Here is a 21,675-nt window from a genome sequence, read left to right as displayed (position 1 = left end):
AAGTCGGACTGCCGGTTCACCGAGTTCCCGGTGGATACGGAGGAAAGCGGTGAGCTCAATGGATCGTGCGCAGGGCACCCCCAGGCTTCCGGGTGCGGACGCGGCCCTCGGCCCTGCCCCGTTCGGACTGCCGGACTGTCCGCCCGAGGCCGCCGGGCTGCGCGGGCGCGTAGCGGCGTTCGTACGGGAGCGGGTGATGCCCGCCGAGGCGGTGCTCGACGCTGGCGGACCGGCAGCCAACGACGCGTTGCGCAGGCTCCGTACGGAGGCGAAGGACGCCGGATTGTGGGCGCTGCCGTTGCCCGTGGAGTGGGGCGGACAGGGGCTGCCGCTGTCCCGCTACGCGCATCTGGCCGAGGCGGAGGGGGCGAGCGACCACGGTCCCGCCGCCCTCGGGTCGGGCTCCCTGCTGGATGTGCTGATGCTCAGCCGCCACGCCGCCGAGCCCGTTCGCGAGCGCCTTCTGCGGCGCATCGCGGCGGGTGAGCTGCGCACCTGCTACGCGATGACCGAGCCCGACACGCCCGGCACCGACCCCGCGCTGACCGCGACCCGCGCCGAAGCCGGCCCCGACGGGACGTGGACCCTGCACGGCCGCAAGTGGTTCATCACCGGAGCGGGCGACGCCGACCTGGTGACCGTGCTGGCCCGGACCGGCGACGACCTGTCGCTGGTCCTGGTGCCCACGTCACCACCCGGATTCCGGGTGGTGCGCGAGCTGCCGGTGCTCGGCGTTGGCGGCCAGTGGGAGATCGAACTCGACGGCGTCACCGTGCCCTCGGACCACCTGGTCGGCGAGCGGGGCAAGGCGCTGCGGATCGCCGGGGAGCGGCTGCGACTCGGCCGCGTCCTGCGGTGTCTGCGCTGGCTCGGACAGGCCGAACGGGCCTTTGACCTGATGTGTGTCCGCGCCCGGTCGCGGAGCCAGTCCTCCGGCCCACTGGCCGACCGCCAGCTCGTCCAGCAGCTCGTCTTCGACGCATTGCTGGCGATCCGCACGACCAGGCCGCTGGTGTACGAGGCGGTGGCCCGCCTGGAGGCGGGCGACGATGCCCGGGTGGAGACCGGGCTCGCCAAGGTCGCGGCGGCCCGGATGCTGCAACAGGTCGCCGACGCCGCGATCCAGGTGTACGGCGCGGCAGGCCTCGGGCCGGACACCGCGCTGCCGGGGCTGTTCCGTATGGGCCGTGCGGCCCGGCTGCTGGACGGCCCGGACGAGCTGCACATTGCTGCGGTGGCCCGGCGTGTCCTGCGGGAGGACAACGGCACCTCGTGAATGCCGTCGGCACGCCGTGACGTTCGCCGGTCACGAGGTGATGTTCGCGGGTCACGAGGTGACTTCCCCGGGTCACGAGGTGACCTCCGCTCCGGTCACATCGTGAACGGCTCCGTCAGCCCGGTGAGTAGCGCCAGCCCCCAGGCGAGGAAGAAGTCTCCCCAGACCAGCTCATGGTGTGTGGCGAGGCCGCGCCCGGCGTCGTAGCAGCCGTCCAGCAAGGCGCCCGAGTCCGACTGGTGCGCCTCGGTCAACTGGCGCAGGACCAGCCGCCCTCGGGCCGCCAGGCGGTCGCCTTCCTGCCCGTCGCCCGCTGCCCGCGCCAGCGTGGCCAGCTTCAGCGCGGCCACCGCCTCGATCGCCGCGGCGGAGGTGTCCACGGGGCCGAGCGGAGAGCCGTCCTGAGCCGGAGGGACGATCCGCGCCCCCGGCGCGAGGCGCAGCGCGGCGAGCCGCCGTGCCGCCTCCCGCAGCCGGTCGTCGTCCCCGAGCCAGTGGAGCCCATCGGCGGCACCCAGCAGCAGCCACGCCGCCGTACGGCTCCAGCCGGGCGCGGGCTCGGAGCAGGCCGTCCACGTACCGTGCGGCCGGGCCTGCCAGGCGGGGCGCGGCGGGTCCTCGGAAAGGCAGAGTTCAAGATGCCGGGCGAGATGGCCGTACGCGGCAGCCCGACCACTGCCCTTGGCGCCCCTCCTGCTCCTCCTGCCCCCACCGCCCCCTCGGCCCCCACTGCCCGGTGCGTGGGCCAGCAGCGGCACGAGACCCGGTACCCCGTCCGCGCGCGCCAGCAGCCGCGGCCCGCCGAAGGCATCGCCCCACGGCAACAGCCCCAACTCGCCCTCGTACGCGGCCAGGCAGACCCGCGCCGCCTCCTCCCTCAGCCGGACCGCCGCCTCGTCGCCACCCGGACCGGCGGCCAGGGCAGTGCCGTACCAGAGCACCAGCCCGCGGGTAGCGGTGTCCTGCCGGACCCAGTACCGCAACCGCTGGGTGCAGTCGCTTGCCGCCGCACGGTGTGCCGAGTCGCCCGAGGACAGCCCACGCAACCACAACAGCCCCGCCCAGAACCCTCCGGTCCACGACCCCCGGGAGGTGGACTTCCACGAGCCGCTGTCCCGGTCCGCGTACAGCGGGAAGCGCGGACCGACCTCTTCGGCCGTCACCGACACCCGCTCCAGCAGGGAGGCGAGCGCCTGGCCGGCCCACTCCGCCGTTTCCGAGTCGGTCCAACCCCGCTTTTCCGAGTCGGTCCAACCCACCGTTTTTGAGGGCGTATTCATTCCGCCTCCTCCTGGCGACGCGACCACAGTGGCACGGCAACCACTGCGGCCCCGGCGAACTCGGCTGCCACCAGCAGCCATCCCGGCCCATAGCCGGCGGCCGAGACCAGCGCGCCGAACAACGGCGGGCCCACCGCGAACCCCGCGAAGAAGCCCGCCGACACCAGCGCCGAATCCTGCCCGGCACGCCCCGGCGCCGCTCGTTGCAGCACCAGGACCATGGACACCGCGTTCGCCGACACCGCGAACGATCCGACGGCGATCGCGGCCACCCACACCAGCGGAGGCGCCAGGACCGCGACGGCGAGAAGCAGCGCCGCGCCCACCGCCCCGGCCGCCAGCACGGCGGGCAGCGCCTCGGCTCGTCCCGGCCTCCCTGCCACCCGCGACCATCCCAGGCGCCCGCCGATGCCGGCCACGCCCAGGACGGCCACCAGGGCGGCGGCCGTGGTCGGGGAGAGGCCCAGACGCTGCGAACCGAACAACGTCAGGTAGGTGTTGACCGAGGCGATACCGCAGCCGAGCAGCAGGGAGAAAACGGCCAACTGCCGCGTCAGGCCGCGCACGGGCCGTGGAGGGCGGCTGCCCGGAGCCGCCGCGACCGCGTCGGGCGGCAGCACGAGGGCGGCCCACATCGCGGCCAGCGCGGCCGTGCCCGCTGCCGTCCACACCGCACCACGCCAGCCCACCCCCGCGGCCAGCAGCGACAGCGGAAGTCCCGCTACGAAGGCACCGAACTGGACCCCGGACTGCTTCAGCCCGGTGACCCCGCCCCGCCGCTCGGCCGGAACGGCGGCCAGGATCAGCTTGTTGGTCGCCGGGTTGGCCAGGGCCTGCGGCAGACCGCCGAGCGCCACCGCCAGCAGCAGCACCGCTGCCCCCGGGGCGGCCCCGATCAGCGCCAGCGAGACGGCGGCGAGCAGCAACAGGGCCACCAGACAGCGCCGTGGCCCCACCCGGTCCACCAAGCGCCCCGCCGCCGGGGACAGCAAGGCCGCCGCGCCGAAGCCGGCCGTCGTGGTCAGGCCCAGCACCGTACGGGAGATCCCCAGCTCGCCGACCAGCCGCGGCCCGAGCGCGCCGATCAGGAAGAGCTGCATCATCGAGAAGGCCATCGCGGACGTCAGCAGCAGTGTCACCGCCGGGCCCGCATGCCACGGCCGGGCCGTATCGCCGCCGGGCCCAGCGGATCCCGATTCCGTCCCACGCTTCACCCGCACCGCAGCCCTCCCGAAACACCGGCCCCGGCCTCTCCTGACGCCGGGCCCAGTCAGTCGTACGGACCGGGCCATCAGTTCCCGGTGAGCCTGCCGGGCGGGGAGACCGGCCGAGCGGAGGAGGCTCGAAGGGCGGGGGAGACCCACAGGGCGGGGGAGCCCCGGCGAGCGGAGGAGACCCGCCCGGGCAGGGTGGAGGAGCCCCGGCGAGCGGAGGAGACCCGCCCGGGCAGGGTGGAGGAGCCGGCGGAGGCGAAACGTCCGCCTCCATCTCTCGTGCTCTGCCACTCAGTTGACCGCCCCTGAGCTGGTTTAGCGGATCCGGACAACAACTGGGCCCCAGGCGCCATGCGCCCTCCCGTACGGATGAACCGGCTGGCACGATGACCAACATGACTGCCGGGTCGGTTTCACGAGCTGCGCGCGCCGCGATCTTCGCGGTGGTGTGCGTGACGACCGCGACCCTGGGACATGCGCTGATGTCCGCGCAGCCGTTGCCCTCGTGGGCTCTCGCCGCCGCACTCGGGGCAACGGGCTCGGCGGCCTGGTGGTCGGCGGGACGGGAACGCGGCGGGTTCGCCGTGACCGGTTCCGCCGTCGTGGCCCAGCTGGCTCTGCACTCCCTGTTCGGCCTGGCGCAGTCGTGCCGGTCCGGCCTCGACCTGCAGACCGCCGCCTCATCCGCCTCATCCGTGTCAATGGCGTCAAGAGGCGACATGACGGGCATGAGCCATCTGGCGGGTATGGCCGGCGAACTCGCCGCCTCCACCGCGCACGTGGGTGATATCGGTGCCATGCGCGGCGAGATGAGCGAGTTGCAGATGGTGCACTCCGGCCACGGCACCCTCGGCATGTTCCTGGCCCATGTGCTGGCCGCGCTGGTGTGCGGGTTGTGGCTGTGGCGCGGCGAGGCGGCCGCGTTCCGGCTCGCCCGCAGTGCGGCCGCGGTGTGGTTCGCGCCCCTGATGCTGGCCCTGGCGACGCTGGGCTGGACCGGCCGGAAGCCGGCCGCGCGTCCGGTGGCCGGTCGCGGTCACATCCTGCCCCTGCGCGGGGTGTTCCTGCACCACGTCCTGTCCCGCAGAGGCCCGCCGCACCCGTCCATCTGCTGCTGACCGCCCGCCTGCCCTGGGACTCTGCCCGGCAGCGCCCGGGAATCTCCCCGGCAGTGCCCGGCACTCCGCAACGCCGTCACTGACGCCACTGCTGTCATGGACGCCACTGCCGTCAATGACGCGCTGCTGCCGCTGTTGCCGATGGAGCCCGGGAACCCCACTCCCTTCCCTGTTCTGCAAGGCCTTTTGTCTGCAAGGTTCCTTGCACCGGTGGCGGGCGGAGTACCGGCGTGTCCACGCGGCTGCCGCCCTCGTACCTCCGTGGGCGCAGCCGGACCACATGCCGGCCCCTTGCCCCGCGGCTCTCCGGCCTGCCCCTGCCCGTAGCGCGCGTCGACCGTCGCCCTGGACGTCGTCACCGGCCTTCGCGCGAGTCTCCGGAATGCCGCTCACCGACGAGGCCGTGCCATGCCTTGGTACGCCCCGCACCCTTCGAAGGACGTGTGGCGATGATTCCTGCCCTTTTCGATCCGGCCGGTGGCAAGCGGACCGCCGCGGACGACGAGCAGTTGACCGCCCTGGCGCTGGCCGCCCGGAACGGCGACCCCGATGCCGTGGAGCGTTTCATACGCGCCTCCCACCGCCATGTGTGGCGCTTCGTGGCCCACCTGAGCGGCGAGACGAACAGTGCCGACGACCTCGCTCAGGAGACGTTTCTCCGCGCCCTCACCGGCCTGCCGAGGTTCGCCGGGCGCTCCTGCGCCCGTACCTGGCTGCTGTCGATCGCCCGCCGGGTGGTGATCGACCGCTACCGGTCCGCCGCCGCCCGTCCGCGCATCGCCGATGTCGACGACTGGCAGGCGGTCGCGGAACACCGCCAGCCCAGCGGACTGCCGGGCTTCGACGACGGTCTGGCACTGAGCGAGCTGCTGGAAGCACTGGACGGCGAACGGCGCGAGGCATTCGTGCTCACCCAGTTGGTCGGAATGCCGTACGCGGATGCCGCGGCGATCGTGGGCTGTCCCATCGGCACGGTCCGCTCCCGGGTGGCCCGCGCCCGCGCCGACCTCACCGGCTGGCTGAGGTCAGCCGAGAGGTGCGCACGACGCCCTCAGACGGTTGCGGCGTGACCACATGCCTCTGGCCTGCATGGAAGGCGGACGTTTGCCGCATGCCGGGCACCGAGGCGCCTTCACTACAGTTGCCGCACGGAAATAGTTGCCGCTTGGCAGTTTTACGTGTGGTCATCGGGTAGGTGAGGGCGTGACGGCATGACGGGGAGATCAGGGAGGAGTAGCCATGGCAATGGCAGCGGCGCAGGCCCATATCTCGGTGAATCGCTCGGACAGGGACGCCGCATGTGAGGCTGCTCGGTCGGCTGTGCCGCAGGTGGAGGAGGCTCAGCGCGTCGCCCCGCAGGACGCGCGTCGCCTGTCGAAGCTGTTCTTCGAGCGGTTGTCCGACCTGGAGGAAGGCACCCCGGAGTACCAGTACGCGCGCAACACGCTCATCGAGATGAACCTGTCGCTGGTGCGCTATGTGGCGCGCCGCTTCCGCAGCCGCGGGCAGGAGATGGAAGACATCATGCAGGTCGGCACGATCGGCCTGATCAAGGCCATCGACCGCTTCGACGTGTTGCGCGAGAACGAGTTCACCACCTTCGCCATCCCCTACATCACCGGCGAGATCAAGCGGTTCTTCCGTGACACGACCTGGTCCGTACACGTCCCGCGGCGTCTGCAGGAGTTGCGCGTGGACCTTGCCCGCGCCCGCGAAGAGCTCGAAGGGCGCGGCAATCCCGAGCCGTCGGTCGCCGACTTCGCCGCCCACCTGGGGCTGGGGGAGGAGGAGGTCATCGAGGGGCTGGTCGCCTGCAACGGTTACGACGCCGGCTCCCTCGACCGGCCCATCGAAGCCGGCGGCAGCAAGCAGCAGACCGGGCTCGTGGCCGACCTGATAGGCAACGAAGACCCGGCTCTCGCACTGGCCGAGGACCTTCATGCCCTCAAGCCGCACCTGGCCCAGCTGGACGAGCGTGCGCGTACTCTCCTCGAACTCCGCTTCGGCTCGGAGATGACACAGACCGAGATCGGCGAGCATATGGGCCTGTCCCAGATGCATGTCTCCCGCCTCCTCACCCGCACCTACGCCACCCTGCGCGAAAGCCTCCTCGCCGAGGCGTAGCCGAGGACCTTTACGCAACTGGCTCGGTGCGCAGACGACCTGTCGTCTGCGCACCGAGTCGTCTTGATCAGCCGCTTTGATCAGCTGCCGGTCTGCCACGGTGCCGGGCCGGTGCCTGCTTCCCAGGCGAACAGCGTGTCGTGGTCGAGGCACCGGATGCCGCTCCGCTCCGCGTAGGCAAGGGCGGGCTCGGTGAAGGTGCTGGTGGTGACGACCACTGCGATGTCGGCCTCATGGACGGTGAAGCAGGTCCCGCCGAAGCGTTGCAGCTCCTGGGAACCGACCCGGTTGGTTTCGACGTATTGCTTGCACTGGATGACGAGACGCAGTCCCCCGGGCGTCACGGCGAGAACATCGGCACCCAGGTCATGGGCGCCGCCGACGACCTGGACCTCCCGGCACCCGTCGCGTTCGCACAGGAGCGCCACCAAGCGCTCGAATTCATCCGGGTCCACGTCCGGATCGTCGGCCAGATAGACGTCCTCGCCTGCCGGGTCTTCCTCGCTCCGGAAACGGAGTGGTTCGGGGGCGGCCGGGGGAGCTGGAACACCCGCGTCGTCGGCCCCTCGCGGCAGGCCACGGCCACGATTTCTGCGCCGGATGATGACCAGGGCCGTGGCGGCGAGCACCAGGCCGAGAAGTGCGACTGCCCCGGGGCGGATTGCCGAGCCCGGCAAGAGCGCCTTGAGGACGAGTCCGAGGCCGAGGACACCGCTGACGCCGAGACCGAAGGCAATCGTCAACTGCCGCAAGCGGAAACGAGGACGGCGAGTGGTGGCGTGCTCCCGGCGTATCGCTGTCACCATGAACGTTTGTCTCCCAGCCTTGAGTTGAAGATCGTTGAGATCTCCTGCCCCACGGCTTCCGGTTCAATTTCCTGAAGATCACTCCTGAGAGAAGGAAGGAGCTCAAGGGAGACCGCTTCCGGGTGAGGGCCGGGCGCCGCCGGGCCTCTTCGACGGGGCCGAAGCCGACCAGATCTCCCGCGCAGCCCGCAGCCCGCAGCCCGCCGCCCGCCGCCCGCGGCACCCGGGTCACGCGGCACCCGGGTCACGGGCCCGCGGCACCCGGGTCACAGGCCTGCAGCACCCGGGTCAGAGACCCGCGGCTTCCTTGCGCCGCAACTCCGACCAGGCGCGGGCGCCGAGTTCGGGGCGCAGCAGTACGTCTGCGGCGGTGCAGGCCAGCGCCTCGGCGGAGGCCAGCATCGCCTTCCGGCCCGCGGGACCGCCGGCCGCCTCCGCGAACCGTGGGGTGTGGTCGGACTCGTCCGGGCCCAGGATCGCGACGAACGGGTGGATCGCGGGGACCTTGACGCTCACATTGCCGATGTCGGAGGAGCCGAGGTAGACGCCCGGGGTGGGCTCGCCCACCGTCATGCCGGCGCGCGAGAGGTGCGCGGCGAAGGTCTCGGACAGCACATCGCTGTTGCGGAAGTGCGCGTAGCGGGTGGAGACCTGCGCCACGTCCACGCCGGTGCCGGTGGCCAGGGCGACGCCCTCGGCGGCGCGGGTGAGTTCCGCGATCAGCTCGTCCAGGCGGGTGCCGGTGAGCCCGCGGAGCCCGAAGCGGCCCTCCGCGTACTCCGGCACGATGTTCGTGGCCTGGCCGCCCTCGGTGATGATCCCCTGGATATGGGACCCCTCGGGCAGCCGACGCTCCACGACGGCCAGGGTGTGGAACAGCTGGATGAGCGCGGCGAGGGCGTCCCGGCCCTCGGTGGGGTTGCCGGTCGGGTGGGCGGCGCGGCCGTGGAAGCCGACGCGGTACTGCACCTGGGCGGTCAGCGGGGCGGAGGACCAGCTGTGCACCCCGGGGTGGAACATCAGCGCGGCGTCCACGCCGTCGAAGACCCCGGCCTCCACCTCGATCGCCTTGCCGCCACCGCCCTCTTCGGCCGGGGTGCCGACCACGAGCAGGGTGCCGTCGATCTCCGGTATGGCGTGGCGAAGGGCCAGAGCGGCGCCCAGCCCGGCGCCGGCGATCAGGTTGTGGCCGCACGCGTGGCCGATGCCGGGCAGCGCGTCGTACTCCAGCAGCAGCGCGACACAGGGCCCGTTGCCATTCCCCGCACGAGCGGTGAACGCCGTCTCCATACCGGCCACGCCCCGCTCGACGGTGAAGCCCTCGCTTTCGAGTTCCTTGCTGAGCAGGGCGGCGGACCGGTGCTCCTCGAAGGCGAGTTCCGGATGCCGGTGCAGCTCCTGGGCGACGTCCCACAGCCGCGGTTCCCGCTCTGCCGTCGCCTGCCGGATCCGGTCGTGCACGGTCGTGGGGGTGGACAAGGGTTCCTCCTGGGGGAGTTGGGGGAGTTGGGGGAGTTGGGGGAGTTGGGGGGGCGGAGTTCGGTAGTTGGGAGTTCGGGGGCTGAGGGTGCGAGCGGTCGACCGGACGCGGTCAGGCGAGACCGCCGGCGCGTCGGCGGATCCACGGCGTCGCGGCGGCGATGACGACGCCGAGGAGGATGGCTACGGCACCGGTGGCACCGAAGTACACGAGGTCGGACACCTTGCCGTAGTACCCGACGAGCTGGGCGCCGAGGCCCGCGCCCATCGCGGGCGCGCAGAACCAGACGGCCAGGGTCTGCCCGTGGAAGGCCCGCGGCGCGAGACGTGAGGTGACCGCCATGCCGATCGGTGCGAGCAGCAGTTCCGCCACGGTCTGCGCGAGGTACACCAGGATCAGCCAGGGCGCTGCCACGCGGTCGCCCTGCGTCAGGGTCACGGCCACCGGTATCAGCAGGAACGAGGCCCCGACGAGGAGCAGCGAAGCGCCGAACTTCAGTGAGGTGGCGGGCTGCCGCGATCCCATCCTGGTCCACACGGATGCGAGCAGCGGCGCGATGAGCAGCCCGGCGCCGGGGTTGACCGCGAAGAACCACGAGGACGGGAAGTGCCACCCGAACAGGCTGGAGTCCGTCCGTTCGGCCGCGAACAGGGTCAGCACCGAGGAGAACTGGTTGAAGATCACGTAGAAGACCGCGGCCGCCAGGAACAGCGGCACGTAGGCGGCCAGGGCGGTCTTCTCCCGAGGCTCCGTCCTGGGGCTGGCGAACATGACCACGAAGTAGAGGACCGGCACCGCTACCGAGACGACCGAGATCAGGTCGATGCCCGCCCGCAGCGTCAGCGTGCCGGTCAGACCGAGCGCGCAGCCGACGGCGGCCAGCGCGAGGACAACGGCACCGGCCCGCCGGGCGAGCGGTGCGCCCCGGCCCGGCGGGAGCGGCGCGTCGGGCCGGTCGGCCCGGTCCGGCAGATGGCGCCGGCCGAGAACGTACTGGACGAGCCCGAGCGTCATGCCGAGTGCGGCGCAGGAGAAGCCCCAGTGGTATCCCCAGCCCTGCCCGAGCCAGCCCCCGATGATCTGACCGAGCAGCGCCCCGATGTTGATGCCCATGTAATAGAGGGAGAAGCCGGCGTCGCGTCGGACGTCGTCGCGCTGGTAGAGCTTGCCGACCACGTTCGCGGCGTTGGGCTTCAGGAAACCCGTGCCCAGGATGATCAGGGCGAGTCCGGCCCAGGTCGACCAGGCGGTGGGCACGGCCATGGCGTAGTGGCCGCAGGCGATCGCCACGCCACCGATGAGCACGGACCTGCGGCCCCCGATGAGGCGGTCCGCGAACCATCCGCCGAAGACCGACAGCAGGTAGACGAGGGTGCCGTACGCGGAGACGAGGGAGGCGGCAGCGCCCTGCTCCATCCCCAGTCCGCCGTGGCCGGCCGTGTCGGACAGATAGAGCACCAGCAGCGCCTGCAGGGCGTACCAGCTGAAGCGCTCCCACATCTCGACGCTGAAGAGCGTCACCAGCCCCCGGGGGTGGCCGAAGAACCAGCGGTCGCCCGCGGCCGGCGGGCTGTCGGACGGCGAGCCGAGTTGCTCGTCGCTGGTCAGGGCCATAGGGACCGTCCTTCGGTGTCGGGCCGATGCTGGGTCGGCGCGGGGTTCCTTCCCGGCTCCGGACGGCCGGGACGCGACTGCGGCAGGAGGTGCCGGCGCACCCGGCTGCCCGGTGGCCGGTCCGGCTCCGGCTCCGTGGCCGGATCGGGCAGGCAACAGGGCAAAAAGGGCAGGCGGGGTGGATGGGTCAGGCAGGGTGCATAGGGAGAAAACGCGTGGGGAGTTCGGCTACGGGGCTCGGCGCCCTTTCCGCCGTATCAGTCTTCGCAGCACGGCCATGGCTGTCCACGACCTGTTTCCTCTATGTGCCATGCCTGACGGGCATGGGTGGGCAGGGGGGCAAGTATGGGCGGGCAGGCATGGGCGGGCCGGGGGGTGCGGCTGGGGTGTGCGCCGCTAGAGCCGGCCGGGGTGTGCGCGGCGGGAGACGGCCGGAGTGTGCGCGGCGGAGACGGGCAGGGAGGCCGGTCAGGCAGGGCCCGCGTCGGGGAACGTGCGGAGGCAGAATTCGCGTACCTCGGCCACGCACCGCCCGATGAGTTCCGCGGCGTAGTGGGTGGCGTTCCAGAGAGCGAACAGCGGCAGGTCGACGCGTTCGCCCGGTGCGGGGCCGGTGATCACTATCGGGTGCAGGCCGTACTGCGGTTCGTCGGTGACGATCGCCACGCCCTCTCCCCGCGCCGCCAGTGCCTGGGCGGCGCGCGGCAGGTCCATCTCCTGTACGGACTGCCGGCCGAACGGACCGGCCATCCTCGACAGATGGTCGTCGAACACCCGGCGCGCGGAGTAGGCGAGGGTGGGAACGATGAGAGGTTCGCGTACGAGCTCCGTCAGCGGCACGGTGGAGCGGCCCGCCCAGGGGTGCTCGGCGGGCACCTGTGCGAACACCGGGAAGCGCACGACGAGGTCGGCCTCCAGGTCGGTCGCCCCCGGATGCGAGGAGAATCCGAGGTCCGCCTGCCCGCTGGAGACGGTGTCGGCGATGGCCGCGGTGGGCACCTCCATCAGGTTGAGTACGGCGTGCCGCGAGACAGCGGCCAGGGGCGCGAGGACGTCATTGATGGTGGTCACCGTGCAGGCGACCGTCAGACGCGGCTCGCGCCCCTCGGCGAGGGCGCGCATCATCGCCACCGCCTGGTCGTGCCGGGTGACCAGATCGCGGGCGACGGGCAGCAGGCGGGCTCCGGCCGGGCTGATGTGCAGCCGCCCGCGGTGCCGTACGAAGAGCTCGCAGCCCAGGGACGTCTCGAGCTGACGCACCTGCCGGGACAGCGAGGGCTGGGCGACGTGCAGGGCGCGCGACGCCGCCGAGAGGGACCCGGTGTCGACCACCGTGAGGAAGTACCGGATCGTGCGGATCTCCATTCCGCCTGTCTACCAGGTCCGATCCCTCGACTGCGCCGACCCGGCGCGCGCCCGGGCGACACTCCGAACGGGACGCGGCCGGGGCATGAACCGGGCCGGGGCTGCATCAGGGGCCTGAGCCGGGGCCCTGGATCGGGGCCCTGAGCGAGGCCCGGAGCTGGAGCCCTGAGCCGGGTCGACGAGGCCGAGATCCTGGCCCTTGTCGACCCGGGGCTGTCCCGGACCTGCATGGCGCCAGTAACTGCTATTCCAGGGCGAGTTGAACGGTTCAGATCGAGTCGACCGCCTGGGACGAGCCCTTCCCCAGCGAGTAGAAGCCCTGGTACTGGCCCTGGGCGGACTCGGGGCGAGGCTGAAGCTCAGGCCGAAGCCGCCCGCGGAAGTCCACAGTTCGCCGAGGGTGAGCAGCACCGCGAAGGCCAGGAGCAGTGCGACGGTGACCGCTGTGCTGCGGCCACTGGTAAAGGGCGACCACCGCGCAGGCCGCGAACAGGGCCAGGCCGGCCCGGAGGCACCGGCAGCACCGGCGGTTCGGGCGTCTCGGCAGACATGCGTGGAATCCCCTCGATTAACGATGTGTGCGGGAAATCCCCCGTATGACGTGTTCCGTGCAGCACTGCCGGAGGAATACCTGACGAATGCCTGAAGAGTCGACAGGTAGTCATGCCGCCGAGCCGTTTGCCGGGGTATCCGAAACGGCGCCCAAGAGATCCGCGCACCCGGAGGCAAGGCGGTCATCGCAGCTTTCCGATGCGTCGGTGTGAAAACCTCAGGGCGCCGCGGCAGTTACCGTCGCGCGGTCGATTTCATGCTGCGTCGGCCGTTTCGTGCGGCGCAGCATTCCGACCGTGATGCCGGCGATCACCAGAGCCGTGGCGCAGAATGTCAGCACGGTCATGCGCTCGCCCTGGAAAATCCACGCGGAGGCCAGGCCGAATATCGGGACGAGCAACGAGAAGGGGGCGACGGTCGGTGCGTCATAGGTGCGCAGGAGATACCCCCATGCGGCGAATCCGAACAGCGTTGCCCCCCAGGCCACATAGAGCGCCGCGCCCACTGAGCTGAGATGCAGATGCTGCAGTGCCCGCAGGTCCGCGTCCCAGCCTTCGAAGGGCACGGAGAGGAGCGCGAGCGGGACCGGCGGCACGACGCTCACCCAGACCATGAACCGGAAGGTGTCCGGCGGCCCGGCCTTCCGCATCGCGATGTTCGACAGGCCCCAGCAGGCCGCCGCGCCCACCACCAGCAGGAATCCGGCCAGTGTGCCGGCCGTCGAGTCCAGTCCGGCCAGCGCGATGCCCACCGAGGCGATGACCATGCCGACGATCTGCGCCCGCCGGGCGCGCTCTTTCAGCAGCACCGCGGCGAAGAGCACGGTGAAGACCGCCTGACCCTGCAGAACCAGGGAGGCGAGCCCCGGGGGGAGCCCCGCGTGCATTCCGATGAACAGCATTCCGAATTTCATGATGCCGAGCGTGACGCCGACCGCAATCACCCAGCGCCAGGCCACTCTTGGCCGCCCGACGAAGAAGATCGCCGGCAGCGCGGCGAGAAGGAAGCGCACCGCCGAGAAGAGAAGTGGGGGAAAATCGCGCAACCCTATGTCGATCACGACGAAGTTCACACCCCATACGGCGGCGACGACCACCGCCAAGGCCACGTGTACGGGCTTCATGCCAATTGCTCCTGGAGACGCGCTTCTTCGGGATGTCCCATCACAACAGTCGCCGTCCGAAAGGGCCAGCGAAGGTTTCTGAAGGTGGGGTATTAGCATCGCTTCATGTTCGACCTGAATCGCCTGCGTGCGCTGCGCGCCGTGACCACCCACGGCTCGGTGCGGGAACGGATGCGCCGCCGAACGCCGCAGGATGTTCGCCGACCGTGATGCGGTGGCGGGCAGCGAGTCGCCGGCCGAAGAGGCCCCCGGTCCGCGCTGCACCACTCTGAGAGGACCTTTCTCCCACCATGGCCTGGATCTACTTAGACCGCCGCGAGTGCGGCAGGCGGGGGCGTCACAGGTCGGGCAGTCGTGACGTTCTACCGCCACTTGTGACTGAGTTCTTCAGGTGGCCCGAGGGTGGTTGAGTTGGTCCGGGTGAGCACCGCGGTCAACCCGCAGGTCAGCGCGCGAGTTCCTGGAGGTCATTCGCTGTGTGCTCGGAGTCGTCAGCGCGCGAGCGGGAGGTGTCAAAGGTCAGGTGTGATGTGTGACGGACGCGGGGGCGGGGGTAGCGGCGCGAGCGTCGTAAGCCGCGCGGGCGTCGTCGATGTGCGCCAGGTGCTCGGTGGTCCACTTCAGGAGGGGCGTGGCGGCTTCGTAGAGCGTTGTGCCCATCGCGGTGAGCTCGTAGGTGACGTGCGGCGGCATGACGTTGTGGACGGTGCGGGTCACGATGCCGTCCCGCTCCAGACTCCGCAGGGTCACCGTGAGCATGCGTTGACTGATCCCGTCGACAGCTCGCTTGAGTTCGGTGAAACGGCGCGGCCCCTGATCGAGGCGGCACACGACCAGGAGCGACCACTTGTCCCCGACCATGCCGAGGACGACGCGGGCCCTGCCCGCGTCCTGCTGCGACTGGTTACCCGTCGAGGGCATCCGTTACCTCCAGGGAACCGAGACACCGAAAAGTGCCTTATTGCTCAGGGTGCGGCTGGTGCACCACGATGGTCGTGGTTCTCAAAGAGTACCGAGACGCGAAAAGTAACTGCGTCCTACCAGCCTGTTGTCCCATCCTAGGAGCCTCCATGCGTGCGACCCCCATCACGAGCCTGAAGGGCCCCACCGCGATAGAGGTCGCCGAAGTCGATGAACCGACGGGCGGTGCCGAGTCGGTCGTCATCGACGTGCACGTTGCCGGCGTGACGTTCCCGGAGGTTTTGCAGAGCCGCGGTGAGTATCACCTGCAGCGGACACTGCCCTTCATCCCGGGCGCCGAGGTCGCCGGGATCGTTCGGTCCGCGCCCTTGGACAGCGGCCTGACGGCCGGACAGCGGGTCGCGGCCTTCCCCGGGGTCGGCGGGTACGCCGAGACGGTGGCCGCACCGCTGACGGCAGTCTTCCCGCTCCCCGACAACGTGTCCTTCCACGCCGGCGCGGCCCTGCCTATGAACTATCTGACCATGCACTTCGGCCTGGTGCGCCGGGCGCAGCTGAATCCGGGCGACACGGTTTTGGTGCACGGGGCCGCCGGCGGCGTCGGTACCGCTGCCGTGCAGTTGGCCGCCGCGCTGGGTGCCAGGGTGATCGCGGTCGTGTCCGAACCAGGCAAGGTCGATACGGCAAAGGCCGCCGGCGCCGACGAGGTCGTCCTGGCTGACGCCTACGAGGACACGGTGCGGGAGCTGACCGGTAATTGCGGCGTTGACATCGTCGTGGACCCGGTCGGCGCCGACCGGGTCCACGGCTCGCTGCGCAGCCTCGCGCGCGAGGGCCGCCTTCTGGTCATCGGCTCAACGGGCGGCGACGTCGCCCAGGTCAAGATCGACAGTCTCATGCGCAACAACCTCAGCGTCTTGGGGGTCGGCTGGGGTGCCTTCTGGGAGGAGCAGCCTTCCTATCTGCAGGAGCAGTGGGCCGCGCTGTTGCCGCTCCTGCGGACTGGCAAGCTTCAGCCCGTGCTCGGGCGGCGCTTCCCGCTGGCGCAGGCATCGCAGGCTCTGCTCGAACTCGACCAGCGCCGCGCGCAAGGGAAGGTGCTACTGGACGTTCGGTGAGACGACCCGGCTGGATCGCACCCGAGCGCGAGCGAGAGAAGGCGAGGCGGTGGTCAGTTGTCGGCCGGTGCCGGCTTCCTCGGCCGGCCCGGTCTCCAGCCGCGCGACCGCCGCCGGGCCTGCACCGTTCGGTACGAAGTGACACTGAGACCGTGTCCTATGTTGTCGTATGTAGTGAGTCGGACGAGTCGCTTGTAGCCGCAGAGGGCGGCGGCGCGACCGAGAAATGCCAGGTAGTGGCGTGGTTTACGTTCGTGGCGCGGGCTGAGTCGGCGGTATCCAGCCAGCCAGGACATGGTGCGCTCTATCACCCACCTTCGTCGGCCAAGCCGTTCGCTGGACTCGACGCCTTTGCGCGCGATCCGCACCCCGATGCACTTGCCGCGTAACCAGCCGCGCAGCTCGGGTACGTCGTATGCCTTGTCGGCGTGGAGGCGTTGCGGCTTGAAGTGGCGGCCGCGGTAGGGGTCATGTCTCGTTTGGTGGCCGGCCACCATCGGCTTCAATGCCCGGCTGTCGTGGACGTTGGCCGCGGAGATGCCGACGACCAGGGGCAGTCCGTTCGCGTCCGGCAGGATGTGCATCTCGGAACCCGGCTTGCCCCGGTCCACGGGGCTGGGACCTGCGTGTTCGCCCACCACATAGGACACGGTCTTAACCCTCGCGATCATCGGCGGCGTGGTCGGGCTCCACCTGACCTCCGAGGAGCCGACGGGCAACGACCACTCCGACGCCACCGGGCCCGCCGGCGATGCAGAGGCGGAGGCGCGGACCGCGCCCCAGTCCACCTCATAACCCACCGCATCTTTCCGGCAGTTCTTCGTCCCGCCGCCCGCTCACGTCGGAGCGGGCAGTGACCCTGCGCGCCGTGGAGATGTCCCTGCCCGGGACTCCGCAGGCTCAAGAGGAATGCTCCGGCCACTTCGCTCGTCACAGGTGCCACCCGCGTGGTGCGGGCGCAACCACCGCACGGCTCTGCCCGATCGCGGCCTTCTCCACCACGCTTACAGTGCATTTCCCGTCGGTTGGTTCCACGGGGAGCGGAAGTGTGGTGATGGACACGCCTCCGGCCCACGGGCGAGGGCATGTTCATGGCCGAATGTGCACCATCTGCAGCAGTACTCCGACGTGGTGGGCTCGTGGTCGCACTCCGGGGTGACCAAAATTGATTCTTACTGCCTCGTAACTTCCTCCCATACTCAGGAATTTATTTTCCCAGCTTGTTGCCTGAGGTCATCACCAGCGGCTAGCGTTCCAATGATGGTGATCAAGATCCGGGGGATTTCGGACCTTGAAGGGGGGTCGTTTCGATTGGATGCACAAGCGTTAACTGTGCTCTCCGGTCGAATGACCATGAATATTGCGGAAACTCCATGGTGACTTGGGTTTTCATCGCGACGATTTTTGCGATGGTGGCCGCACCGGGGCCGTCATTCATGGTGTTGGTGAACGAGACGCTCCGCTTTGGACGCGGTGCCGGGTTGGTGACCATTCTCGGAAGCAGCACCGGGCTGCTCATGTGGGCGGCGGCCTCCGCCCTCGGGCTGGCCGCACTGACCCAGACCTCTCCGCTGGTGTTCACCGCATTCAAGCTGGTGGGCGCCGCCTACCTCTGCTATCTCGCGGTGACGACGGTGCGCAACCGGTGGAAGTTCGGCGAGCCGCCGGAACAGGCGCCTGACGAGCACGGCGGCGCCGACCTGTGGCGGTCCTACCGGTCGGGGCTGGTCACCAGTGCCGCCAACCCCAAAATGGCTACCGTCTACCTGGCGTTGATCCCACAGTTCCTGCCGGTCGGCGGCGGTTCGCCCGCCGACGTGGTCACGCTGACCGCCGTGCAGATCATGATCAGCGCCGGCTGGTACGCGGTGGTGGTCACCCTCGTCGGCCTGGCGCGGCGGCTGCTGGCCATGCCGGCGATGCGGGTGGGACTGGCCTGGGTGAGCGGGGCGGTTCTGCTGCTGCTCGGGCTGCGCACCGCAGTGATGACGGGGCCCATGGCCTAGCGGAACAGCGGGAAAAGCGAAGAACTCCAGGGAAGAGGTATTGCCTTGACGTCTCCTGTGAAGGTTGACACCCGGGTATGCGAGATCATCGCAGCCGTACTCGGATCGTCCGCGCCGGCCGAAATCAAGATTGATGACGAGTTGCGCGAGATCGGAATCGACTCGTTGACCATTCTTGAAATCGTCGTACGGGTCGAGAAGGAATGTGGCATCACGGTCGGTGACAGCGAGATATTCGAGGCCGCGCTGTGTCGGGTCGAAGATCTCGTGAAACTGGTCCAGTCGCACGTGGAAAATTCCTAGAAACGAGGATCGGAAACGCATGGTGAATTCGGCAGAAGCCTCGCTGACCGCTGAAGAAATCGTTCCCACTCACTGGTACAACGTGCTGTCCGACCTCACCGGCGTCGAGGACGCGGCGAAGCTGCGCCAGGCCAGGCCGGAGTCCCGCGAGGGCGGTGGCTCGGTCACCCCGCAGATCCCGCTGTCGATGTACCGGCAGAGCATGGGCCAGGAACGGTTCGTCGAGATCCCGCAGCCGGTACGCGAGGAGTACCTGCGCTGGCGGCCGACCCCGCTCCACCGGGCACGCCGGCTGGAGCAGCTGCTCGACACCCCGGCCCGCATCTACTACAAGTACGAGGGCACCAACACCACCGGCAGCCACAAGCTGAACACCGCCCTCGCCCAGGCCTACTACTACAAGCAGGCCGGCATCACCAGCCTGACCACCGGCACCGGCGCCGGCCAGTGGGGCTCGGCCCTCGCCGTCGCCTGCCGCATCTTCGGCCTTGAGTGCACCGTCTACATGGTCCGGGTCAGCTACGACCAGAAGCCCTACCGCCGGATCATGATGGAGATGAACGGGGCCAAGGTCATCTCCAGCCCCAACGAGAACTCCGAGGCCGGGCGCGCCGCGCTGGCCCGCGATCCGAACACCGACGGCAGCCTGTCCATCGCCAACGCGGAGGCCTTCGAGCATGCGCGCCAGGTGGAGCGCTGCAACCTCTCGGTGGGCAGCGGGGAGAACCACGTCCTGCTGCACCAGACCGTGATCGGACAGGAAGCGGTCCGGCAGTTCCGCGCCATCGGCGACTTCCCGGATGTGGTCATCGGCTCGGTCGGCGCGGGCAGCAACTTCTCCGGCATCTGCCTGCCGTTCTTCCACGAGAAGGTGCGCGAGGGCCTGGAGACTCGGTTCGTCGCGGTGGAACCGGAGGCATGCCCCAAGCTCACCAAGGGCCGTTACGCCTGGGACTACAACGACTACACCGGCATCACACCGATGACCAAGATGTACACCCTGGGGCACACCTTCGTCTCCCCGGGCATCCACGCCGGCGGCCTGCGCTACCACGGCGCCGCTCCCTTGGTGAGCGCGATGTACCACCAGAAGCTGATCGAGGCGGTGGCCTACGCGCAGCGCCCGGTGTTCGAGGCCGGTCTCACCTTCGCCAATGAGGAGGGCATCATCCCGGCCCCCGAGTCGGCGCACGCCATCCGGGGCGCGATCGAAGAGGCGCTGCAGGCCAAGAAGGAGGGCAGGGAGAGGGTCATCCTGTTCAACCTCAGCGGCCACGGCCTGCTCGACCTGTCGGCCTACCAGCAGTTCCTCAGCGGGAACATGACCGACATGGCGGCGTCTGACGAGTTGATCACCGCCTCGCTCGGACGCCTGCCGGCCATGGACGACCTGGGCGCGGCTGCGCGCTGAAGGCGAGCCCTAGAAAGGGGGACAGGTCGTGCAACACCTGACCGATAGCGTGCTGGACGTCGCAATCGTGGGCACCGGACCGCGCGGGATCTCGGTGTTCGAGCGGATCGCGGCCAATCGGATGGCCGAGACGGAGCCGCCGAACGTCAGGATCTGGCTGATCGACGCGGTGGAACTGGGAGCGGGCCGGATCTGGCGAACCGACCAGGAGACCAGCTTCCTGATGAACACCGTCGTCGGTGAAATCAGTATGTTCTCCGGGGTCGCTGACGGTGAGCCATGCCGGCCGGGCGCCGGCCTGTCCTTCCAGCAGTGGCTGCACACGCAGCCGGAACCGGAGCTGTCCGGACTGGACCATGACGACTACGCACCGAGGTACGCCTACGGCCGGTACCTGCGCTACGTGTACGACGCGGTGGTACGTGCCATGTCCGGGCTCGGCGAGGTCGTCGAAGTGGTCGGCAAGGTCACCTCGTTGCGGGAGAACGGCAACAGCTACGAACTCCGGGTGTCCACCTCGGACGACGAGCGCACCGTGACCGCCGGCGCCGTGGTCATCACCACCGGGCACGCCCAGGCGGAGCTGTCCGAGCACCAGTCCGAGCTGGCGCGGTTCGCACGGGACCGGTCCGGACTTTGTTACCTCAGCGGGGACTCGGCCGCCGACCTGGAACTGCGGTCGATCCCGCCCGGCACCTCGGTCGGCATCGTGGGGCTCGGCCTGTCCTTCTACGACATCCTGATGTCCTTCACCGTCGGCCGAGGCGGAAAGTTCAAGGTGAACGGCGACGGGGCGATGTGCTACGTGCCCAGCGGCAATGAGCCCACGGTGGTCGCGGGCTCGCGCAGCGGACTGCCGATCCGTTCGCGGGGCCGCAACCAGAAAGGGGTGACCGAACGCGCGGCGCCGAAGTTCCTCACCTCGGCCGCCATCGGCCGGCTGCGCGAGCGCAACGCGGTGCACCGGGGCAACCCCGCCCTGGACTTCGACCGCGACGTGCTGTCCTTACTGCAGGCCGAAATCAACTACGTGTACTACACCACCCAGGCGAGGACCCAGCACGGGCCGGAGCGTGCCGAGGCGGTCGGCGCCGAGCTCCGCGCACTCGGCCCGGACCTGGCGAGCTGGCGCGAGGTGGTCCTGCGCCACGAGCTCGCCGACGTGGAACCGGTCGACCTGGACCAGCTGTCCAGACCGTTGCACACCAAACGGTTCGACTCCGGTGCCGACGTGGTCGCCGAGGTACGGCGCATTCTGCTCGCCGACATCACCGAGGCCGGCCAGGGCAACGTGGACAGTCCGCTCAAGGCCGCGCTGGACGCCATCCGCGACTCCCGCGAAGTGCTGCGGCACGCCGTGGACTTCGGTGGCCTGACCCCGCGATCCCATCGGGCCGACTTCCTCGGCCGGTTCGTCTCACGCACCTCGACGCTGTTCACCGGCCCGCCGCTGGAACGCACCGCGCAGTTCCTGGCGTTGATCGATGCCAGGGTGCTCGACGTGGCAGGGCCGGACGTGGTCCACGGATGCGACACCGAGCAGGGCCGGTTCTTCCTGGAATCCCCGGCCGTCGAGGGCTCGCGCAGGCACTGCGACGTGCTCATCGACTCCCGGATCCCGACCGCCGGCCTGATCCGCAACACCGATCCGCTGATGCGGCAGCTGGTCGAGGAGCGGATGGCCGTCGACTTCGTGCACGGCGACACCGAAGAGATGTTTGCCACCGGGGCGCTGCACATCACCCCGGCCGAACGCCGGGTGATCGCGGCCGACGGCCGGCCGCACCGGGCCCTGTACGCGCTGGGCATCCCGACCGAGCGGGTGTGCTGGTTCACCCAGATCGGCAACGGCCGGCCGGGCGTGCACACCTCCTTCTCCAGGGACGCCGACGTGATAGCCCTCAGCGTGCTGCGCCGGGCCGGGCCCCACACCTTCCAGTGATCGCCGAGTCCAACACCTTCCA

General features: G+C 70.0%; 17 protein-coding genes and 1 pseudogene. 9 read left to right on the top strand and 9 right to left on the bottom strand.

Going from position 1 to position 21,675, the window contains the following annotated elements; all coding sequences use genetic code 11:
- Nucleotides 1-58: 58 nt before the first annotated feature.
- Entirely contained in the window at nt 59-1,276 is a 1,218-nt protein-coding gene (locus ABR737_RS05900; protein WP_350256685.1) for an acyl-CoA dehydrogenase family protein, read from the top strand.
- A gap of 95 nt (nt 1,277-1,371) precedes the next feature.
- Here the strand turns inward: ABR737_RS05900 and ABR737_RS05895 are convergent, their stop codons facing one another.
- Both ABR737_RS05895 and ABR737_RS05890 read right to left on the bottom strand, forming a co-directional pair.
- Nucleotides 1,372-2,556 (bottom strand): sugar ABC transporter permease, encoded by a 1,185-nt coding sequence (locus ABR737_RS05895; RefSeq protein ID WP_350249125.1) that lies wholly within the window; start codon nt 2,554-2,556, stop codon nt 1,372-1,374.
- The gene (locus ABR737_RS05890; RefSeq protein ID WP_350249124.1) at nt 2,553-3,695 is read right to left on the bottom strand and encodes an MFS transporter; all 1,143 of its coding nucleotides are present in this window, start codon (nt 3,693-3,695) and stop codon (nt 2,553-2,555) included. Before ABR737_RS05890 ends, ABR737_RS05895 begins: the two co-directional genes overlap by 4 nt.
- 470 nt (nt 3,696-4,165) lie before the next feature.
- Here ABR737_RS05890 and ABR737_RS05885 point away from each other — a divergent pair, with 470 nt between their 5' ends.
- From ABR737_RS05885 to ABR737_RS05875, 3 genes are all read left to right on the top strand, one after another.
- Nucleotides 4,166-4,888, top strand: coding sequence for a hypothetical protein (locus ABR737_RS05885; RefSeq protein WP_350249123.1), 723 nt, complete (start codon nt 4,166-4,168; stop codon nt 4,886-4,888).
- A gap of 449 nt (nt 4,889-5,337) precedes the next feature.
- Nucleotides 5,338-5,958 (top strand): sigma-70 family RNA polymerase sigma factor, encoded by a 621-nt coding sequence (locus ABR737_RS05880; protein ID WP_350249122.1) that lies wholly within the window; start codon nt 5,338-5,340, stop codon nt 5,956-5,958.
- A gap of 175 nt (nt 5,959-6,133) precedes the next feature.
- The gene (locus ABR737_RS05875; RefSeq protein ID WP_350256683.1) at nt 6,134-7,012 is read left to right on the top strand and encodes a SigB/SigF/SigG family RNA polymerase sigma factor; all 879 of its coding nucleotides are present in this window, start codon (nt 6,134-6,136) and stop codon (nt 7,010-7,012) included.
- Between the two features lie 80 nt (nt 7,013-7,092).
- On the opposite strand, the gene ABR737_RS05870 is transcribed toward ABR737_RS05875, so the two are convergent.
- From ABR737_RS05870 to ABR737_RS05845, 6 genes are all read right to left on the bottom strand, one after another.
- Nucleotides 7,093-7,818, bottom strand: a complete 726-nt coding sequence (locus ABR737_RS05870; protein WP_350249121.1) for a restriction endonuclease — start codon at nt 7,816-7,818, stop codon at nt 7,093-7,095.
- 288 nt (nt 7,819-8,106) lie between these two features.
- Nucleotides 8,107-9,297, bottom strand: coding sequence for an amidohydrolase (locus tag ABR737_RS05865; protein ID WP_350249120.1), 1,191 nt, complete (start codon nt 9,295-9,297; stop codon nt 8,107-8,109).
- Nucleotides 9,298-9,409: 112 nt separating this feature from the next.
- On the bottom strand, nt 9,410-10,912 hold the full coding sequence (locus ABR737_RS05860; protein ID WP_350249119.1) for a peptide MFS transporter: 1,503 nt from the start codon (nt 10,910-10,912) through the stop codon (nt 9,410-9,412).
- Between the two features lie 468 nt (nt 10,913-11,380).
- A complete protein-coding gene (locus ABR737_RS05855; protein WP_350249118.1) occupies nt 11,381-12,277 on the bottom strand; it encodes a LysR family transcriptional regulator in 897 nt (298 codons plus the stop codon).
- 769 nt (nt 12,278-13,046) lie between these two features.
- Complete coding sequence (locus ABR737_RS05850) at nt 13,047-13,952, bottom strand: EamA family transporter (protein ID WP_350249117.1); 906 nt, start codon at nt 13,950-13,952, stop codon at nt 13,047-13,049.
- A 519-nt stretch (nt 13,953-14,471) separates the two neighbouring features.
- Nucleotides 14,472-14,873 (bottom strand): winged helix-turn-helix transcriptional regulator, encoded by a 402-nt coding sequence (locus ABR737_RS05845; protein WP_350249116.1) that lies wholly within the window; start codon nt 14,871-14,873, stop codon nt 14,472-14,474.
- Nucleotides 14,874-15,022: 149 nt separating this feature from the next.
- Here ABR737_RS05845 and ABR737_RS05840 point away from each other — a divergent pair, with 149 nt between their 5' ends.
- Nucleotides 15,023-15,991, top strand: coding sequence for an NADPH:quinone oxidoreductase family protein (locus tag ABR737_RS05840; RefSeq protein ID WP_350249115.1), 969 nt, complete (start codon nt 15,023-15,025; stop codon nt 15,989-15,991).
- A gap of 170 nt (nt 15,992-16,161) precedes the next feature.
- On the opposite strand, the pseudogene ABR737_RS05835 reads toward ABR737_RS05840, so the two are convergent.
- A pseudogene (locus tag ABR737_RS05835) lies at nt 16,162-16,626 on the bottom strand (transposase); the annotation flags it as partial.
- A 738-nt stretch (nt 16,627-17,364) separates the two neighbouring features.
- On the opposite strand from ABR737_RS05835, the gene ABR737_RS05830 reads away from it, so the two are divergent.
- From ABR737_RS05830 to ABR737_RS05815, 4 genes are read left to right on the top strand one after another with little or no spacing between them, the layout of a single operon-like run.
- Nucleotides 17,365-17,997: a LysE family translocator gene (locus ABR737_RS05830; protein ID WP_350249114.1), complete on the top strand. Its 633-nt coding sequence runs from the start codon at nt 17,365-17,367 to the stop codon at nt 17,995-17,997.
- Between the two features lie 57 nt (nt 17,998-18,054).
- A complete protein-coding gene (locus ABR737_RS05825; RefSeq protein WP_350249113.1) occupies nt 18,055-18,300 on the top strand; it encodes an acyl carrier protein in 246 nt (81 codons plus the stop codon).
- Between the two features lie 19 nt (nt 18,301-18,319).
- Nucleotides 18,320-19,711, top strand: coding sequence for a TrpB-like pyridoxal phosphate-dependent enzyme (locus tag ABR737_RS05820; protein ID WP_350249112.1), 1,392 nt, complete (start codon nt 18,320-18,322; stop codon nt 19,709-19,711).
- A 28-nt stretch (nt 19,712-19,739) separates the two neighbouring features.
- On the top strand, nt 19,740-21,653 hold the full coding sequence (locus ABR737_RS05815; protein WP_350249111.1) for an FAD/NAD(P)-binding protein: 1,914 nt from the start codon (nt 19,740-19,742) through the stop codon (nt 21,651-21,653).
- The last annotated feature ends 22 nt before the right edge of the window (nt 21,654-21,675 follow it).

Source organism: Streptomyces sp. Edi2, from assembly GCF_040253635.1.
Classification (GTDB): domain Bacteria; phylum Actinomycetota; class Actinomycetes; order Streptomycetales; family Streptomycetaceae; genus Streptomyces.
Note: the sequence above shows the minus strand (reverse complement) of the source record. Positions and strands in the feature narration are given on the sequence as shown.

Excerpts from the sequence above, each read along its gene's own strand:
- ABR737_RS05900 (WP_350256685.1), top strand. The coding sequence starts at position 59 with ATGGATCGTGCGCAGGGCACCCCCAGGCTTCCGGGTGCGGACGCGGCC.
- ABR737_RS05895 (WP_350249125.1), bottom strand. The coding sequence starts at position 2,556 with ATGAATACGCCCTCAAAAACGGTGGGTTGGACCGACTCGGAAAAGCGG.
- ABR737_RS05885 (WP_350249123.1), top strand. The coding sequence starts at position 4,166 with ATGACTGCCGGGTCGGTTTCACGAGCTGCGCGCGCCGCGATCTTCGCG.
- ABR737_RS05880 (WP_350249122.1), top strand. The coding sequence starts at position 5,338 with ATGATTCCTGCCCTTTTCGATCCGGCCGGTGGCAAGCGGACCGCCGCG.
- ABR737_RS05875 (WP_350256683.1), top strand. The coding sequence starts at position 6,134 with ATGGCAGCGGCGCAGGCCCATATCTCGGTGAATCGCTCGGACAGGGAC.
- ABR737_RS05870 (WP_350249121.1), bottom strand. The coding sequence starts at position 7,818 with ATGGTGACAGCGATACGCCGGGAGCACGCCACCACTCGCCGTCCTCGT.
- ABR737_RS05860 (WP_350249119.1), bottom strand. The coding sequence starts at position 10,912 with ATGGCCCTGACCAGCGACGAGCAACTCGGCTCGCCGTCCGACAGCCCG.
- ABR737_RS05855 (WP_350249118.1), bottom strand. The coding sequence starts at position 12,277 with ATGGAGATCCGCACGATCCGGTACTTCCTCACGGTGGTCGACACCGGG.
- ABR737_RS05850 (WP_350249117.1), bottom strand. The coding sequence starts at position 13,952 with ATGAAGCCCGTACACGTGGCCTTGGCGGTGGTCGTCGCCGCCGTATGG.
- ABR737_RS05845 (WP_350249116.1), bottom strand. The coding sequence starts at position 14,873 with ATGCCCTCGACGGGTAACCAGTCGCAGCAGGACGCGGGCAGGGCCCGC.
- ABR737_RS05840 (WP_350249115.1), top strand. The coding sequence starts at position 15,023 with ATGCGTGCGACCCCCATCACGAGCCTGAAGGGCCCCACCGCGATAGAG.
- ABR737_RS05830 (WP_350249114.1), top strand. The coding sequence starts at position 17,365 with ATGGTGACTTGGGTTTTCATCGCGACGATTTTTGCGATGGTGGCCGCA.
- ABR737_RS05820 (WP_350249112.1), top strand. The coding sequence starts at position 18,320 with ATGGTGAATTCGGCAGAAGCCTCGCTGACCGCTGAAGAAATCGTTCCC.